The organism is Salimicrobium humidisoli, assembly GCF_002295105.1.
In the GTDB taxonomy this organism is placed as follows: Bacteria; Bacillota; Bacilli; order Bacillales; family Halobacillaceae; genus Salimicrobium; species Salimicrobium humidisoli.
In genome coordinates this window covers 55,149-73,612 of the sequence record NZ_NSGH01000001.1, presented here as the reverse complement: position 1 = coordinate 73,612, position 18,464 = coordinate 55,149, and the positions used below count along the sequence as shown (strand labels likewise).

The following is an 18,464-nucleotide window of genomic DNA, read 5'->3' as shown; positions in this document are numbered from 1 at the left end:
CGTTACCCCTTTATATGAAAGAAATCTTCAGCAAATTGAATAAGGTTCTCCCCTTCAACCTTCGGAACCTGTTGAACCTTCTGGATGAATTCCAAAATCTCTTTATCCAGCAGTCCTTCAAACTGAGGCAGAACATAAAGGATAATAGCGGATGTCAAGTCTTCTTCATCACTTACATATCTCGCTATATCTTCGATAATCGCCGGTCCGATCGGGCGGTATTCGTTAATGTAGTTCCAAACTGATACTAGAGAGGCAGTATGCTTAAAGTCTTCTATCTTCCACGTATTTAAATATTTTTGGATGACCTCCTCGTCAATATTCCTCGGTATACCAACTGGAATGAAAGCGAACCTTCTCATAAATGCATAACTCATCTCATACAATGAAGCCTTGTCTAACGTATTCATCGTTCCTATCAAACGCCAGCTTTTAGGAATTATATATTCCCACTCCTGAGGCACAATCGTTTTTTCGTCATTTTGAGGCTTCAAAAGCAGCGGTCTTCCACTTTTCGTCTGGAAGTTCAGCGTAATAGAATCTCCCGTCAGTGCAGAAAACAGGGAGCCGAAAGCTTTATCAATATCTGCCCGATTCATCTCATCAATGATCAGCCATTTGTTTTGAGGGGAATGTGTCGTTTCGTCTTTGAAACATTCAAGAAAGAGGCCCGGGTTGAATGACAACGTACCATCACTATTCGGCCGATAACCGCCTATGGTTTCATACGTCGACCAGTCGGACGTAGCAGTGGACATTTTATACTCCGCCTCGAACATATCACATATAGATTTGGCCAGTTTGGACTTCCCTGTACCGGGCGGCCCTGTCAGAATAATATGCTTGCCATTCGCTATCGCAGTCCGCACTTGTGTAACCAACTCTTCTTCTCTTTCAAAATACAAACCACCAGGCAGTTCATCTCCTTCAAAAGTAACCTGAGGGATTTCTTCCTTTTCTTCTGTTTCTTCTATAAGACCTTTGACGAAATGATAGCCTTCTTCAGGTATTTCAAAAATAGTAGCCGAACCCATAACAGTAGCCGGCTTCACCCCCAGCCTTTTTTTCAGTCCAGGGTCCTTCGAAGTCACCGGCTCGTCAACCACCTTGAGCCAATCCACACCGATTCTTTGCCTCCATCCTCCATCTCTTTCGGTATCCGCATAGATATACTTCGACTCGTCTTTCTCCTCATAAAATGGTCTCGTCACTTTTCCTATTGCCAGAAACCCTTTCTTTCCTGTGTAGGCAATGACATAATCTCCAACCGCTATTTTCTTAATTTCGTTTACGTTTTGTGTAACGGCCTGTCTAACTTGTCTTCCTTCTTCGTATTGCATAGCTGCAATTCCCTGTGCTCTGCTTTTTTCCCAGACGACACTATTTTTTGAATAGAAGACATTAAATAACCAGTACTTAGGGGCTACTCCTGTTTTTTCGTAAAGATTATCCAGGGCCCGGATAACGTTCGCAATGGCTTCTTCTGCATAATCCCACGTCAACACTTCTTCTTTCGTGAATACCTTACCTATTCTTACCCAGATATCTTCCTCACTATTAAGCATCTGGTTGTACTGTTCCTGAACTTCCTCGTCCTGAAGGTATGTTTCCAATGTTATATACTCCTCGTTCTCATCCTCCAAAGAGCTCCATACCTTGTAATCGGCAGGTTCTATCGATTGCTCTGCTATCCATTCTTCTACGTAGTTAATCCATGCGTTATGCTCTTCAATCGAATTACCGGATCTGTCGCTACGATTGTTGTGCCATTCTAGATGAACGCGCAGAGAATCTCCGTTCATCGCTACGGAATTACAAGTAGCGTCACCCTTTCTTTCCAAACGTTTGATCCTCGTCCAGAAGTGTGTCCGTATAAGCCATCCGTTGGTCCAGTTTTCCGTTTCTGCCTCGTAACCTTCACCCAACTGATCCAAAACTTTTTTTATCAGTTCTTTCCAGTCTCTCCAACCTTTTTGATGCGAATTTTTTATTTCAGCGATTTCATTTTCTGTGTATTCCTTTTTCATATTGGCAAATAATCGTAGAGGCCCCTGTAGTAATTCAAACTGTTGTGCTGGTATTTTCACAATTATTCTCCTCTTTGAAAAGTATTATCAACCCTCGTTCACAATAAAGAAAGTTACGTTTTTATCATAAAACCTGACGCCGGATGCACCAGAGCTATAAGAATTTATTTTCTGACGGACAACTGCTATGATGAAAGAAGATTAATGACTAAGAAAGAACGTGATGACTATGCCCACCTTGCGATATGGCACGACCACTATTGAGTACTTCATTTACTCTCATGAAAGGAAGAACATGAAGATAGCCGTAGATTTAGTGAACGGGGTCGTTGTCTACGCTCCTCCTTCCCTGGCGGAAGAGAAGATTCAGGATCTCGTTCAGCAAAAAGCTCCCTGGATTTTATCGAAAATAAAGGAACTGGGGGAAGTGAAAGAGCCGGCTGCTCCCAAAGAATTCGTCAGCGGAGAAAAACTCCCTTATCTCGGAAGAAATTATAAACTGAAAGTATATAAAGAAGCTGTCCCTTCTGCGTCCTTCAAGTTCCATCAGGGTAAATTCCTGGCTGTCGTCCCCAGAAACTGGTCCCAGGAAGATGTGCAGCGAAGTCTCGAACAGAAACTCATCGACTGGTACAAAGCTCACGGCTTCCTCAAAATAAAAGAAAGGGTTCAGCGGTACCAGCAGTACTTGGGAGTCAGTCCTCGCTCCGTTTCACTACGAAACCAGCAGAAACGTTGGGGAACGTGTACGCCGGAGGGGAATATCTACTTGAACTGGCGTATCCTCCTCGCCCCGGTCCACGTTATCGACTATATTATCGTTCATGAGCTCGCACATCTTGCTGTACCGGAACATAGTGACAAGTTTTGGAACCTTATCCGCTCCGTCCTTCCTGATTATGAAGCACAAAAAGAATGGCTTCGTATCCACGGCATCGAATTACATTGCATTGGATAAACCAAAAGCATGATCGCTCAGGATCATGCTTTTTGTCTTAGTAAGAGATGTGTGCGTAGTGAACTTCCGCCAGATTCATTAACTGGCGCGCCACGTTCTCCACTTGAGCATTTGGACAATTACTTGCTCGTAATTGACGTTTGATTTTCTTACGCATCTCCCGCTTCACGTCATCCTTTTCGGTCCAGTCGATGACCGCAAAGTCCTGAACAATATCTGTAATCACGTGCGTCAGTTCTTTCACGTTCTCTTCTTCGTGCTCCGGAAGTTCCTGCTCCAACAGCTGAAAGAACGGGTATTGCTTCGGCTCAAAACCGTGTTCTTTGCTTTCCTCCGCATGACTCATCATTTCTTCCCGCATCTCTTTATATTCTTCTAACAGTTCTTCAATAGACATTTGTCGTTCTTTCCGCTTTTCAATCAATTCTTCGAGTCGCTCTTTCAGCGATGTATACAGTACAGGGTTCTCTTCCAGTTTGATACGGATTTCATGCTTGATAGCATGTTCCATCTCTGCTGCCTTCGCTTCCGGAGTTTTGATTTCATCGAGCTTCTCGTCGAAACGGTTGGACAGAATATTGACGGGCTCGAATAAAATATTAGGGGTCGACGCGTATACATGCTCTTCGATCAGCTGCCGCACCTTTTCCCCACAGTCGGAGATGTCCATGCCCTCTTCCACGTGGTAGCGGGACTTGGCGAGCTTACGGATCTTTCCGAGCCACTGAAGATCTGCCAAATAAGGTTTCGCAATCGGGTTCGGCATTACCATGTCCATGCTTTCTGAAAACTGTTTGAACGCAGTATCGAACTCGTTACGGATATCTTCCGGTTCCAGTACGGCGAGACATCCTTCGAGGTCATCCTTATTCTGATAATCGAAGAAACGCATCGCTTTCCGGTGCCTGGACTCCAATCTCGGGACTTCCGCTTCGACGTTGTTCAACGCCCCCTTAATATCCTCTTCGTGAAAAATACCGAGCGCTTCTTCCAGGAAGCGGGAGACGCCGTAGTAGTCTACGATCAACCCATACGTCTTCTTATCATACGTACGGTTCGTCCGGGCGATTGCCTGAAGAAGGTTATGTTCTTTCAGCGGCTTGTCCAAATACATAACCTGTTCAATCGGAGCGTCAAAACCGGTAAGCAGCTTATCACATACAATCAGAAAGCTGAGATTCTCTTCCTCCATCGGCTTTTTGAACCGTTGAATGACGTCTTTCTCTTCCTGTTTAGATAAGTGGTACTGCTTCATTTCTTCATCGTCGTTGTGGCCGCCCGAAATAATGACTCTCGATTCATAGTCACTGAGTTCGTCCATTACCTTTTTGTACTGCACTGCTGCTTCCCGGGAGACCGCAACGACCTGGGCTTTGAAACCGTTCGGTTGAATGTGCTTTTCGTAATGATCAATGATATCGAGAACGATGCTGCGAATCCGTTTCGGTGAGGCTGTAATCGCTTCTTCCGTGGCGTATTTCTTCTTGATACGCTCCCGGTCTTCCTGAGAGTACTCCCGGAAAAATCGGTCAAACAGCTGGTCCACCGTTTCCCCCTGGACGTGAAGGTCCACCATACGCGATTCGTAAAAGATCGGGACCGTCGCTCCGTCATCGACCGCCTGTTCAATCGTATATTTGTCGATGTAGTCTCCGAACGTACGTCGCGTACTCTTATCTTTTTTATCGATCGGGGTGCCTGTGAAACCAATGTATGTGGCATTCGGCATCGCCAAACGCATATTCAGTGCCATTTCACTGTACTGACTGCGGTGGCTCTCGTCGACCATGACGACGACATTCTCCGAACGGGTGAGTTCCGGAAACTTATCCTCGTCGTCTGCTTCCTGAAACTTCTGCACGAGCGTCATAATGGTTGCGCCGGGTCCTTGGCTCAGAAGTTCCCGAAGATTGACGACAGAGCCCGCCTGTTCCGGATTCGGAAAACCGCAGCGACGGAACGTTTCAGAGATTTGACGGTCGAGGTCCTGACGATCCGTGACGACCACAATGGTCGGGTTCTCCATCTCTTTCATCCTTCTTAATTTCGTAGCGAGAAAAATCATCGCCAATGATTTCCCTGACCCCTGCGTCGCCCATACAACCCCACCTCTATCTTTCGGCTTCTCTCCGTTCAGGATACGTGTCACAGCTCGATTGACGGCGCGATACTGCTGGTAGTGAGCCATCTTTTTGATGACCCGTCCTTCTTCCGGCTCGTAAACGATGAAGTTCTGAATCAGATCGAACAACTGTTCTTTCTCAAGCGTTCCCGTCAGAAGTAAATCCTGAGAAGAAGGGTTCGTGCCGATATCCTGAAGCTTGTACGGATAAGGATCCTTCCACTCCCGGTAATGCTGAAGGTTCGCTCCAATCGTTCCGATCCTGGCCCGGTCATTACTGGTGGCGATCATGAACTGATTGTAGTAAAACAGCGGCTCGCTTTCTCTCTGGTATCGCTTCAGTTGTTTCACCCCTTGAGCCATCTGTTCGTCAGGAGCAAGGGTGGGGCTCTTACATTCAATAACGACTAACGGCAGCCCGTTAACGAAAATTAAAACGTCCGGCCAATTTTTACCTTGAGCAATAAAAAGCTGATCAACCACAAGAAATTCATTGTTGCCCGGATTATCGAAATCAATCAGTTGCACAGTCTGATTTTTACGTCCTTTACCGAGATCCTGTTGCACGGACACCCTGTTTAACAGCTTCGTATGAAAGGATTCGTTCCCTTCCATCAGACTGGTTGTTTCCATATGAGTCAGCGAACGTACCACCTGGTTCAAATTGTTCTCATTGATCCAGGGATTCAACCGGTAAATCGCTTCCGTCACCCGCTTTTTGAGGACTACGTCACTTTTCGTCTCTCGCTCCTGGTCCAGCTGGGCACCGGGGACGTGAGTGTACCCAAGCTTTTTCAAGTGATCAATCGCACGCTCTTCGACGAGTTTCTTCTCGTTCCAGTCGCGGGTGATACTCATGTCTCCACCACCTCATCTTCATCCACAGGTACACGGGCCCTTCCTGTGAGAAGTTGTTGCATAAGCCCTTTTTTAAGACTTTTTAATTTATCTAGTTTTTGATTTTCAATGAATACTTTATCATTGAACAAACTTAATACTTCCACAATCTTCTTCTGTTCTTCTATTGGAGGCAGGAGAACTATAAGTTCTCTCAAATCTTCAAGACGTATCCCTTTTACAGTAGTACCAGTCCCCAAACGCTTAATGTCTGATGATTTATGAGTATAGTACCATAATAAAAAGTCTGAAATAATAAAATTGCTATCAACTATTAAAGCTTTTAGATCTTGATTTATCGCCATATCGACTTTGTTTTTGAACGCTCTCCCAACAGCCATTCTAGTGGATACTATAACTGAATTAGCTGGTATTAAGTTTGCAGCACTATTATTCAATCCTTCAGTTGAAATGTACTCAATAGTATCCTTAATTTCGAATTTATTTAAATCTTTTACAGTAGCCCACGGGATGCTCCCGTTAAAAAACTCTACTTTTTTTCTAGAGGGGGTACCCCCTCCAACGATTTTAATTAAAATTTCTTTTAGGTTTTTCGTTTCCCACTCTTCAGGAATTTCTCCAATAGCCGTATTTTTGAATTTCGTATGACCAATCCCTTTAGTCAACAGCTGTTGCATCAACCCTTTTTTCACTTTCTCGGTCTGCGTGATGATTTGCTCCGTTTTCTCGATCGCTTCATCGACGGAGGAAAGGATTGCTGCGATTTTTTTTTGTTCATTTAAAGGAGGAAGCATTAAATTAAGTTGTTCAATATCCTTTTTAGCTAGATGTTTTACTGTGGTTGCTGGAGTTAAAGCTTCTATGGTTTTCAATTCTTTTATTAATTTATAGAAAAGATAACCCTCGCATATAAGCTCATCATTGTTTGATGTGATCTTGGCCACACGTTGGTTCAAAAGTGATTTAGGTCCTTTCCATCTTACAATGTTGAACTCTCCATCCATCCCAATTAAAATATCTCTTTTTTCTACTAAATATTTACTATCATAATTTCCCAAATACCTCGTAATTGGAGTATGTGTTAATAAGTCTCTTATTCGTATTAAGGGAACCCCTTCTGTTTCATTAAAATGTTTCGAACTAAATGAATAACCAGTTAAAATATTTATGTTGCCTTTAAGTAATACACTTACCCAACCTTGCTGTTCATTCATGGAAGCCCAACTCCTTTAAATATCCATACATCCGTTGTTCTATCCCTTGACGTTCATTCTCTAAGCTGTTTAGATCAGTTAAAGCTTTCTGGACATCCACCTGTTCTTCTTCTTCCGTTGTATCAATATAACGCGCAATATTGAGGTTGTATTCATTTTCTTTAATTTCATCAATGTCTACTACACGGCAATACTTCTCCTCATCGCTCCACGCATCATAAGCCTCTATGATTTGCGTAATATCTTTCTCCCGAAGATGGTTCTGGTTCTTTCCTTCTTGATAGCCTTTCGACCCGTCTAAGATAAAGACTTTACCTTTTTGTTCTTCTTTTTTATTACGATTCAAAATAAGAATAGAAGCAGGAATGCCCGTACCGTAGAAAAGATTGGAAGGGAGACCAATAATCGCTTCAACCAGATCATCTTTCAAAAGACCTTCACGAATCTTACCCTCGGCTCCTCCGCGGAACAGCACGCCGTGTGGCATGACAACCCCTGCTTTTCCTTCATGATTCAGTGTAGAAACCATGTGTTGAACAAAGGCAAAGTCTCCTGCGTTCTTCGGAGGAAGACCATAACGGAAACGTCCGTATTCATCACTTTCCGCTTCTTCCCGGCCCCAGTTTTTCAAGGAGAACGGAGGGTTGGCAATGACACGATCATAAAGCAGAAGCTCTTTCCCCTCTCCTGTCAGCTTAGGTTCACGAATCGTATCTCCACGAACGATGTGATGATCACTCAGTCCGTGTAAAAGGAGGTTCATTTCACAAATCGCCCACGTGTTCAGGTTCCGTTCCTGACCATGCAACGAAAGGTTCCGCGGGTCCCCGCCACTTGCTTTGATGTAATCGACGGACTGGATAAGCATACCGCCCGAACCGACGGTAGGGTCACATATGCGCATCCCCTCCTCAGGCTTAATAAGCTTCACAATAAGTTCTACGACTTTCGTCGGCGTATAAAACTCCCCGCCTTTTTTCCCGGCGTCGTCCGCGAACTGCTTAATTAAGTACTCGTAAGCACGTCCAAGCATATCCGGCTCTGACAGATTACTGTTGGATAAATCGATGGAGGAGAAATGCTTCACTAACTGAAGCAGTAAGCTGTCCGGCAACTTCTCTTTATCATTAAAATCGATACTGGCAAGGACGCCTCGAAGAGACTTATTTTCTTCTTCCAGTGCTTCAAAAGCTTTATTAATCGTGTTACCGATGTCCTGCGTCTGCGTCTGTACGTAGGACCAGCGCGCCCGCTCCGGCACGAAAAACTGGTGTTCATCCGGATCGTACCAGCCGTACTCGTCCCCTTCTTCTTTTTCGATCGTTTGCGCCGTCTCCACGAATACGTCATTCAGACGTTTCAAGAATAGTAATCCGAATATGTAGTTCTTGTAATCAGAGGAGTCGATGCTCCCCCGTAGTATATTTGCTGATTCCCACAAGTGGGCTTCTAATTGCGGTAATGTCAGTTTGCTCATTGTTGTCTGCCTCCATTTGTATCATTAGTCTTAGTTAAAATTGTATCAAAGAAACCTTCATACTACCATTTTAATCCATAAGTACCGGATTCGAAAGTAACGTTCCTAAAAGGTTAGCTAGGCTCTGCTGCTTTACTTGTGCAAGTTTTTTTCAGTGTCCCTACTTTTTAGTGGAAGGAAAGGAGAAGCACACCTCTTTCCTGTCTTCGCAAAAGATACAAAATACGTCCCACTTTCCTCCTCAACTTAAAGAAGGCAACCCTTATGTAATCAAAGGTTACCTTCTTCTCATTCGTTTTACAGATATTGTTCAGAAACTAAAGCTTTTGTTTCTCCTCATAATGCTGCGGTTCAATCCCCATCTCTTCAAGCTTTTGCCATAAACTCTCCAACGATTCTTTTTTATTCAGATAGAAGTCACGACCCCGGAGACGCCAGAACTTCCAGCCGGCTCTTTCGAGGGACTCCTGACGGACCATATCTTCTTCGAACTTTTCCGGTCCATGCCATCTTTCCCCGTCGCATTCTACTGCAAGGCGATTTCTCATTCCTTCGACGACAAGGTCGATGCGATACCGACCCACTTTCACTTGCGGAGTCACCTTGTATCCTTTGGCAAGAATGGCGCGCATGACATCTACTTCGAACGGAGAATCACAATATTCCTCGAGGTTCTTCAGTTCATCAGCGACCCGCGACGGATTCTTGCAGTAGCTGAGCAGCTTATACCGGAAGTCATCAGGCTTCAGGTCATTAGTGTCTACAGAGTGGTACAAGCGCATCTGATTCTTGGCACGGCTTGCAGCTACGTTAATCCTCTGTTTTTCACTATTTTTTGTCAGGGAACGGAACCGTCTTTCCGGTGCGACGACCATTGACATGAACACAACGTCCCGTTCATCCCCCTGTAGTGTGTAAGCATCCCCACATATCACTTTCCGCTCTACAAACTCTTCATCACCGATAGCCTCACGAAGTTTTGTCTCCAGTAATTGAGCCTGCTTTTGTCCCTGTAAAGTAATAACTCCGAACGTCTGACCTTCGTACGCAGGGTCACTCACCATTTCCTGCATATCTGCTGCGATTTTATCCGCTTCCGGCTCATTAATATCCTTTTCTTTGGCATCGTTATACCCGTCTTCGACTTTTCGTGCGAGTACAGGCGGCTCCAGCTTCTCCTCCTCTACAGGAAGACGCAGCGGAATCATTTCTCCTCCATAACTCAAGTCATTTGAAAATTGGATAATCTCCGGGACGCAGCGGAAGTGTTCCCGCAGCATCAGTTTTCCTTCTTTCGGAAAAGTCTGCTCGGCCATTTCATACAAAGAGATATTCCCGTCGAAGAGATTGGCGTTCGGAATATCGTAAAGATACCGACGTACGAGTTCCTGTACGTCTTCATCCCTCGTTCCTATAGCCTGCGGGCTGATCTGTTCTTCATCTCCGACTACAATCATTTTCTCTCCGCGCATCAGCACATTTGTAGAGAACAGGTCGCACTGACTGCTTTCATCGAAAATAACGACATCGAATTTATCGTTCGTGACCGGGAAGTTCTCAAGCACCTGGTTGACCGGCATAATCCAGACCGGGATAGCCCCCTGAGCCGTCTTCATGGAATTACGGGCTCCCTTCAGGTTTCTCTGGGCTGATTTTCCGGTCCCTTTCCCGTACCGTTTGATGTAAGTTTTCCAGGAAGAAAGCGCGCGTTTCTCTTCATCCGTAATCCGTTCCATTTGCGATTTCCATGTGGAGTCCGTGACCACTTCACGGATTAAACGCTTCTGCTCTTTATGCTGTTCTTCGAGTCTATCTTTCAGACGAGCCACATTTACGTCTTTCGTTTCATCCAGCCACGTTTGCAGCTTCTGATTTTCGAGGGCTTCTTTATAATCTTCCGGCAACTCCTGTTCTTCGCCGACTTTCGATTCTAGGAAAGCGGCAGTGGCCGGCAGCGACTGCTTTAATTTTTGAAGGTGTTTGTAAAATTCCACCACCAGTTTCTTGCGTTCCCCGAAGTGAAGTAACTGTTCTACTGCACTCTCCCATTTCTGATTATCTCCTGTTTCCATCGCACTAATGAACTTATGGATAATCGGATGGATATCCGTTTCGTTTGATATCTCTTTCAGCTTAGCCGTTTCCTCTTTCTGACGAATTCTCCAATGATTCAAAGCGACATACTTATCCGCTATGTCCAGTTCTTTACGGAATTCTTCTACATGCGCAAAGTCGTAGAAATCTGTTTCCCCAGGCAGTTGCTGCTCGACCTGTTTGATTTCATCAACATATTCTATCACCTGCCGGATAGTTTCTAACGCTTCTTCCGCTTCATGAGGAAATCTGGAATTATCCTGATTTACTTCTGTAGCTCCTACTTCCTGCAGGTTCCCGTTCAGTACGCGGGCTGTTTCTTCTTTCAGTTTCGCATACTCCAGGTGACGTTCTATAACCTGAAGATCCTCCAACGTTTCAAGCGGTTTCCCGTTCAACACTTCTTCTTCAAATAGATACTTCGTATTTTTTCCTTTGAACAGAAAGAAAAGGAAGGATGGTTTCTTTCCCTGTTCTAAAGGTTCTTTCGCCGTACGTACATCCTCTTCGATTTCTTTCAGATTTTTGTCAGGGAGGTTAACGTTTTCAGAAACCAGGTCATTATACAGTTCGAACAGTCTGGTTATCCCTGCCTTTTGCTCTTCATACAGGTTACGCCAGCGTGCTTCTCTGGAGCCTCCTGCTTTCAGATCATTAACGATCATACGGGAAGAATCTTTTTGTATCAGTGTCCGAAAGGAAAGAATCGTCTCCATACGTTCCGACCATTGGGCGAGGGAACCTCTGTCTTCCCTCAACTGGTAGGCTTCGATGATCCGTTGACCTTCGTCTTCGTAATCATCCAATTCTCCTACCTCTTCGACCAGGTCATTGAATTCCGGTACACTCATAATTTCCGTATCGAGCGAAGGAAGGCGTTTATCGCGCAGAGATAGTTCTTCATTTCCGATCCGGTTTTTTAAAGTCCAAAAATTGGTCCATTCTTCTTTGGTAAGGGGGAAGGTAACTTCCATACCAATATCGTCTTTAATCCAGGAATAGTCTATATCCGTATGGGCAAGTTGTTTGGCTACATCATACTTATGGAGCTTTTCCCCACCGTAGGCAAGAGGTGTTCCTTCTTTCTCTGTATATATCTTCAGCTTATTCGTCAGTCTTGCCTCTTCCCTCTTGCTTTCATCCAGCAACTGAAGATTATGTTCAATATTCTTCTTGAGTCTGGGTCCGTCTAATTCACCCAGCTGCTCACTGAGCGTGCGGATCGATTTCTCAATCCCCTCCATGGAATCGCGACCTCCGCCCAAAACCGGAACACAAAGGTCCTGAATTGATTCAGGAATTTTATCTTTCAGCACTTTAAGAGCATTCTCTTTCTGTGAAGTAATAAGAATTCTTTTCCCTTGAGAAAGAAAGTGAGAGACGAGATTTGCAATCGTGTGTGTTTTCCCTGTCCCCGGAGGACCCTGTACAGTGACACCAAAGTTATTTTCAATCCGATTCACTATATTTTTCTGCTGTTCGTTGGCAGGTAAAGGAAAGTAAAGATGGTCTTTCGGTAGCGGGTTCTTCGTTTCTCCTTTTCCTTCTCTCGAATTTTGAGGGGACTTTCCTTCAAAAATGGAAGTGACCGCCTCCGTCATTTCCAGCGAACCCTCTTTCACGCCTCCGATAATCTGCTCAAGATCTTCGCGGAGTACGCGAACTTTTTTACTTCGTAGAGCGAAGACCCCCTGATCATAAATAGCAGGTGTCGCTTTAATATCTATATGTTTCTTCCTATCTTTAACTGCTCCATCAGGGTGTATGAGTGTGACGAATTGTTCAAACAACTCTTCAAATTCTTCGTCGATCCCCTGCTCCTGCATGGATAAAATGACTTTGTCGAGGGCCCGGCGGTTCGGTAACTGAATACCGGAGAGCATATCTCTTTCCACTTTCACGGTATCTTCAGAAGTTTTTGCGATAATTCTCTTCTGGCTCGGATTCAGTTCAAGCTCAAGCTTTGCGGAAACAAGCGGATGGCGAATGGTCCCGACTGATTTATCGTTATGCTTCCACGTCATTATGCCTCTTCCATAAATGAACTCTAACGTATCCCCTTCCTGATCGAAACGGGAAACCAGATGGAAAAATTTATCGTAGAGATTTAAAACAATGCGCTTTTCTCTCAAGTTCTCTGCCCATTTTTCCCATTCTTTTATCCAGGTTTTAAATGCCTCCACCCGTTTCGGGTCTTCTTCAAAAGATACAGCAGGTGCTTCTTTGTCTCCGCTTTTTTCTTTACGTTCTATGTAATACGCCGGCAGATGATCTATATCTTTTATATTTCCATCAATCCAGCCTGCAAGAATGGAAGGGAGTTTTGGAGGTCGTTCATCTCTTTCGGTTATGGAAGGTCGATCGATTTCAAACACACGATCCTCTTCTACACATTCTTCAAACAAACGGACGCCTTCTAAATTTTCGATGGAGTCCCTTTCCCATACCATTTCATACCCTCGGTAATCTCTTTCGACTTTTCCGACCAGATTGTTCAGTTCGAGCAGGTATTTAAAAAATCTCGTTCCTTTATCGTTTTGAACGCTTTGCATGCAAATTCACCTCACTATATTGTTGTTTCGTTTGTAATTCCCATTTTATTCTATTATCACATGAGAGAACCGACTTGTGTATCAGGGAACTATAAACAATCATTTAACTTCAAAAAAACGAACACCTTTCGAAATGAGTGTAACTTCTCCCTATATCTTACCAAAAATCTGGTACCATTAAATTATTATACTACGAAGGAGGGCAAACGGCTTTATGCATAAAATAGCTACAGAGGAACACCTGGAGAGAATGGAGGAAATTTACTCCTACATAAAAGATGAGAATGCAGAAACGAACGAAAGCATCATTACGATACTCGGTAAGAACTTTTACGATGAAGACCTCATAAGTAACTACTTCTCCTACATTCTGAACCCCAACTCGAACGGGATAGGATACCTGCCACTGTACAACTTCTTAGAAATGCTTAACATTCCCACCCACACAATAGAACCGGATCACCTGGATATACAACGTGAATATCTCCTCCCTAACAATAGAAGGATCGATTTTCTTATTACGTTGAACAAAGACCACGTTATTGCAATTGAACATAAAGTATTTTCCGGAGAACACAGAAATCAGACGATCGACTATGAGTGTGAGCTTCGCAAAGTGTATGAATCGGTCGAAAGTGAAACTGAGAAGACCGAAATCACTTACGTTTTTCTCTCTCCTTACGGAAAACATCCTCTTAACGATAATTTTATTCCAGTCAGTTACGCTCACCTAGTCAAAATGTTAAGGGAAATTCCTGTGGACTTTACCAGGGATGTCAGAAAAGCTGTATTTTTCCATGAATTCATTTCTCACTTGGAGGGTTACTTCTTGAACAATCAAAAACTCGAGTTATCAAAGAAATCATCACTATATATGAAGCATTTAAATACGATCAAAGACCTGGAACATCAATTCAACGTGGATTATCACAATATTTTTCACTACATCAAAAATACGATGAAACAGTATTTTGAAGCTAACGTAGAGGGGCAATGGGAATTCGATTTCTCCGAAAAAAGATCGTATCATCAAATTTACAAGCCCTCCTGGAAAAGTAGAGGACTGGATATACACTTTGAACTGAAATTAGATCAAGAGAAGCTCGTTAATGAACAGTTGATTTTTCAATTAGACATTGAAGGTGCTCACAAAAAAGATTTTGAGGTTTCCCATTCCAATAACTTTGAAAAAGAGTTAGAGACACACCTGGATGATAAAAACATATTATGTAAAGGTTCCTACAGGGGAGAGTGGAAAGCGAAATATTCTTTCGCTGAAAAGACATATCACATCCTTTCCCCTGAATACTTGCATAAGGAAGATAAACTGAAAGCGGCTCTCGAAGAAATGGTGGAAGATTTTAGACCTTTCATCGACATCGTAGATAAAGAAACAAAGGCTTTTTCACAAACACAGATATGAATATAGAAAAGCGGAGGGGACAGACCCTCCGCTTTTTCCGTTATTAATTACTTAGTAACCGTTACACTACCAGCCTGATCCGGTTGCCGGACGGGTCCTCCGTCACAACTGCTCCTTCTCTTTCCGTAACCGGGGCACCAAATTCCTTCAGCCGGCGTACAGTCTGATCCGCCGTACCTTTATCCGGAAGCACGATCGTAAACGACTCCAGTCCGGGCGTTTCCCGGGAAGCAACAGGTATACCGGTGCCGGCCCACGTATTCAGACCGATGTGATGATGATAGTTGCCGTCCGCCAGGAACAGTGCCCGGTCTCCGAGACGGCTCACTGTAGAAAACCCGAGCCCGTATGTGTAAAAATCTTCGGCTTCCTGTAAATCGGAGACGTGGAGGTGGATGTGACCGAGGACCGTATCTTCCGGCAATTTCTCGAAGTCTCCGTTTCCTTCTGAAGCATGACGGAGACTTTCAAAATCGAGCGGATCCACGCCCATGATCACTCCTCCGTTATGCCATTCCCATTCGGACGGGCTGCGGTCTGCGTAAATTTCAATACCGTTACCGTCCGGATCATTGATATACAGCGACTCGCTTACGAGATGGTCGGCCGAACCGACAGGTATGTTTTTATCGGCTAAATGATTGAGTACGTCTGCGAGAGCGGCTCGTGAAGGTACGAGCAGTGCCAGATGATACAGCCCTGTCCGCTCCCGTTCTTTTCTCGCGGGCGTTCCGAGTTCCTCGAGAGACAGCAGTGCGGACTTGCCATCCGCCGTCAGGTCGACTTTGTTCTCTTTCCGCCCAAATACGCTGAGCCCGAGATACTCTTTATAAAACTGCAGCGACGTGTCGAGATCCGTAACTCTCAGCACGACGTCTTTCACGAAACGTAACGGCTGTTGATGATATATCATTTTCCCTCTCCCCTTCTTCTGATACTGCGTATGTTTCTGTTTGTCATTTTACCTCCCCTCTGCTTTTTTAAACACTGTTTGAAAACCTGCCATAAAAAAGAAGAAGCAGACAGGAGTGCCCTGTCACACTTCTTCATTTACTCTGATTCCTCTTCCTGTTTCATCGCTTTTCTGACCCGCTCTTTCGGGTCCCAGCAGTTGAACTGATAAGTCGGTTTCGTGTCGAACCCGAGCCTCTCGCAGTAAATGCGCCGGTCCCCGTCTTCCCGTACGTCGATACGGAAATGTTTACACGTGGCACAGCAGTGATAACGTTCAATCATCAGATACACCCCATTCCGTCAGCGGGTCTTTCCCTTCCGGGTACGGCGGATAGACGGACGGGTGCAGGATGTGGGCGACTTTCACGAGCCCCGCCAGCAGTCGTGGAGACGGCCTGCAGAACAGCGGCTCTTCGAGAACATGGAGCTCATCATTTTTAATCGCCTGCATCTCTTCCGATTTCTCACGGCTGTGAATGACTTTCGTATTCACTTTCTCCTGGCGGACGCCGACCCAGACGACACACATCACATCAGGATCCCTCATCCTCACGTCTTCCCAGTCCGTCTGCACACTCGCCTCTTCCCGGTCACGGAAGACATTGACAGCACCCGCAAGGTCGCTGATTTCCGTTAACCAGTTGGCAGCACCCGGAGTGAAAATCGGCTTCGGCCACCATTCCCAGTACACCGTCTTCCGCTCGTCCACCTGGCCGGCCAGCTTTTTGTAATGCTGAAGGATAGACTCGTAAGTGGCGTGCAGACGCCCGGCTTTTTCTTTCGTCCCCGTCGCTTCTCCGACGAACAGCAGACAGTCCCCGACTTCCATCAGCGTTGTCGGGTTCGGTACGATAACGTAGGGAATGCCTCTTTCCTCCAGACCTTCGATATTCTTCTCCATGCCGGGCACGGTCAGCGAAGCGAGCACGAGATCAGGCTCCAGCTCCTCTACGAGATCCATGTCGATACTTAAATCAGGCCCGAGCCTCGGCAGCTGTGCGATCGTTTCCGGCCAGTCGGAATAGTCATCCACTCCGACGAGTGCGTCCTCCAGACCGAGGTACACCGCAAGCTCGGTATTACTCGGACAAATCGATATCAGTTTCATAACCTTCCCCCTTCCCTTTCCGGTACGCTGTACATTTTTCCACCCATTTTTCTGCCACTCCGGGACAGGAACCGAAATGGAAATGCGGGAAACCGGCTACTGCGTTGTACATCAGGTACCCGGCATCGCCCGCACCACCCGTATCTTCCGTATGATAGGCAGCAGGCACCTGCTCTTCCCCCGGGTGAAAAACGGCGTAGTGGAATTCATGACCTTTGACGACGAGATCTTCCAGAAGAAAATTGCCGCTTCTGCCGCGCACTTCTCTGTACCCGATCGCAGCCAGATTCTCCTGCATGCGGATCTTTCCGGGAATCACTCCCGTCATCGGATGCGTCTCACCGTCCGTCGTTTCGATCGAATCCGTCAGATACATGAAACCGCCGCATTCCGCGAGCGTCGGCAATCCTCCCTGCACCGCTTCGCGGACGGAAGCCGCCCCTTCTTCCTGTGCAGCCAGGCGTGAGGCGAACTCTTCCGGAAATCCTCCCCCGAGGTACAGACCGTCCGCCTCATGCGGCACCCTCTCTCCTCTGAGCGGAGAGAACTCGATCAATTCTGCTCCGTGTGCCTGCAGAATCTCCAGATTTTCCGGATAGTAGAAGTTGAATGCCGCATCTTTCGCTACGGCGATCCGGGCCTGTCTTTCCCGTTTCGTTTCGAACATGGTGGGCCCATCCACGGCTTCAACCGCTTCTGTTTCGGCAATTTCCAGCAGCCTATCCACGTCCACCGTCTCAAGCACCAGGTCCCCGAGCCTGTCGAAGAAGGCATCGAGGTCCCCCCGTTCAATCGCCGGGACGAGTCCGAGGTGCCGCTCCGGCATCTGGATGCCGGGTTCCTGTTTCAAATAGCCGATGACGGGAATGCCGCACTCCTGTTCAATCGCCGTTTTCACTAACCGGTAGTGACCGTCACTCCCCACTTCGTTTGCAATGACGCCCGCGATTTCCGTCTCCTCATCGAAAAGCTGGAAGCCTTTCACGACAGCTGCCGCGCTGCGGGCCATGTTCACACAGTTTACGACGAGGATGACCGGGCTCTTCGTCATCGCGCTTACCTCCGCCGCGCTCCCGCGGTTGGACTCCGGGCTTTTGCCGTCGAACAGCCCCATCACGCCTTCGATGACAGAAATGTCGGCATCCCTTTTTCCATTCGTAAACACATCAGTCATCTGTGAGGGCGTCAGCATCCAGCTGTCCAGATTCCTGGAAGAGCGTCCGGTCACCGCCGTATGAAAGGCCGGGTCTATGTAATCCGGGCCGCATTTGAATCCCTGCACTGTCTCTCCCCGCTTCTTCAGAGCCGCCATCAGTCCGAGCGTGACGGTCGTTTTGCCCATACCGCTCCCTGTTCCGGCAATAACTATTTTCCTCTCCTTCATTTCTACTTTCCTCCTTTCCTGAGCGGTTATATAAATAAGCTCACTCTATATTGAAAGCGCTTAAGTAAAATTTATTTCATTTCTGTTTTTCATTTCCCAATAAAAGTATAGTACAGTAGTTGTATTTTGTGAAATTTCAATAAATACCTTGCATTTTCTTAATTTCAGGAAGGAAGAAAGAAAGAGGAAATTTGCCGCTTATTCCCCTTAAGCGAGCTTTACAGAACATTTACCCGGGGTTAATAAGGTAATAACATTCATACTTTACAATAGAACTTGCAGAGAAGGTGGTC

The 18,464-nt window shown here is 45.7% G+C and carries 11 protein-coding genes; 2 read left to right on the top strand and 9 right to left on the bottom strand.

Annotated elements, in window-relative coordinates; all coding sequences use genetic code 11:
* Positions 1-2 precede the first annotated feature (2 nt).
* On the bottom strand, positions 3-2,087 hold the full coding sequence (locus CKW00_RS00345) for an HI_0552 family protein (RefSeq protein ID WP_095820859.1): 2,085 nt from the start codon (positions 2,085-2,087) through the stop codon (positions 3-5).
* Positions 2,088-2,250: 163 nt separating this feature from the next.
* Between CKW00_RS00345 and CKW00_RS00340 the strand changes: the two genes are divergently transcribed.
* A complete protein-coding gene (locus CKW00_RS00340; protein WP_233129680.1) occupies positions 2,251-2,985 on the top strand; it encodes a M48 family metallopeptidase in 735 nt (244 codons plus the stop codon).
* A 37-nt stretch (positions 2,986-3,022) separates the two neighbouring features.
* Here the strand turns inward: CKW00_RS00340 and CKW00_RS00335 are convergent, their stop codons facing one another.
* The 4 genes from CKW00_RS00335 to CKW00_RS00320 all read right to left on the bottom strand — a co-directional run bounded on the left by CKW00_RS00335 (position 3,023) and on the right by CKW00_RS00320 (position 13,302).
* Positions 3,023-5,965 carry a type I restriction endonuclease subunit R gene (locus tag CKW00_RS00335; protein ID WP_095820858.1) on the bottom strand — a complete coding sequence of 981 codons (2,943 nt, stop codon included), beginning with the start codon at positions 5,963-5,965 and terminating at the stop codon, positions 3,023-3,025.
* Positions 5,962-7,179, bottom strand: coding sequence for a restriction endonuclease subunit S (locus tag CKW00_RS00330; protein WP_095820857.1), 1,218 nt, complete (start codon positions 7,177-7,179; stop codon positions 5,962-5,964). Before CKW00_RS00330 ends, CKW00_RS00335 begins: the two co-directional genes overlap by 4 nt.
* Complete coding sequence (locus CKW00_RS00325) at positions 7,172-8,656, bottom strand: type I restriction-modification system subunit M (RefSeq protein WP_095820856.1); 1,485 nt, start codon at positions 8,654-8,656, stop codon at positions 7,172-7,174. The genes CKW00_RS00330 and CKW00_RS00325 overlap by 8 nt, the downstream gene beginning before the upstream one ends.
* A gap of 317 nt (positions 8,657-8,973) precedes the next feature.
* Positions 8,974-13,302 carry an AAA domain-containing protein gene (locus CKW00_RS00320; protein WP_095820855.1) on the bottom strand — a complete coding sequence of 1,443 codons (4,329 nt, stop codon included), beginning with the start codon at positions 13,300-13,302 and terminating at the stop codon, positions 8,974-8,976.
* A gap of 214 nt (positions 13,303-13,516) precedes the next feature.
* Here CKW00_RS00320 and CKW00_RS00315 point away from each other — a divergent pair, with 214 nt between their 5' ends.
* The gene (locus CKW00_RS00315; RefSeq protein WP_095820854.1) at positions 13,517-14,725 is read left to right on the top strand and encodes a PD-(D/E)XK nuclease family protein; all 1,209 of its coding nucleotides are present in this window, start codon (positions 13,517-13,519) and stop codon (positions 14,723-14,725) included.
* A 61-nt stretch (positions 14,726-14,786) separates the two neighbouring features.
* On the opposite strand, the gene CKW00_RS00310 is transcribed toward CKW00_RS00315, so the two are convergent.
* From CKW00_RS00310 to CKW00_RS00295, 4 genes are all read right to left on the bottom strand, one after another.
* Positions 14,787-15,638, bottom strand: coding sequence for a VOC family protein (locus CKW00_RS00310; protein ID WP_095820853.1), 852 nt, complete (start codon positions 15,636-15,638; stop codon positions 14,787-14,789).
* Positions 15,639-15,775: 137 nt separating this feature from the next.
* Positions 15,776-15,961, bottom strand: coding sequence for a hypothetical protein (locus CKW00_RS00305; protein WP_095820852.1), 186 nt, complete (start codon positions 15,959-15,961; stop codon positions 15,776-15,778).
* Positions 15,954-16,787: a cobalamin-binding protein gene (locus CKW00_RS00300; protein ID WP_095820851.1), complete on the bottom strand. Its 834-nt coding sequence runs from the start codon at positions 16,785-16,787 to the stop codon at positions 15,954-15,956. Before CKW00_RS00300 ends, CKW00_RS00305 begins: the two co-directional genes overlap by 8 nt.
* The gene (locus tag CKW00_RS00295) at positions 16,759-18,171 is read right to left on the bottom strand and encodes a cobyrinate a,c-diamide synthase (protein WP_095820850.1); all 1,413 of its coding nucleotides are present in this window, start codon (positions 18,169-18,171) and stop codon (positions 16,759-16,761) included. The genes CKW00_RS00300 and CKW00_RS00295 overlap by 29 nt, the downstream gene beginning before the upstream one ends.
* Positions 18,172-18,464 lie beyond the last annotated feature (293 nt).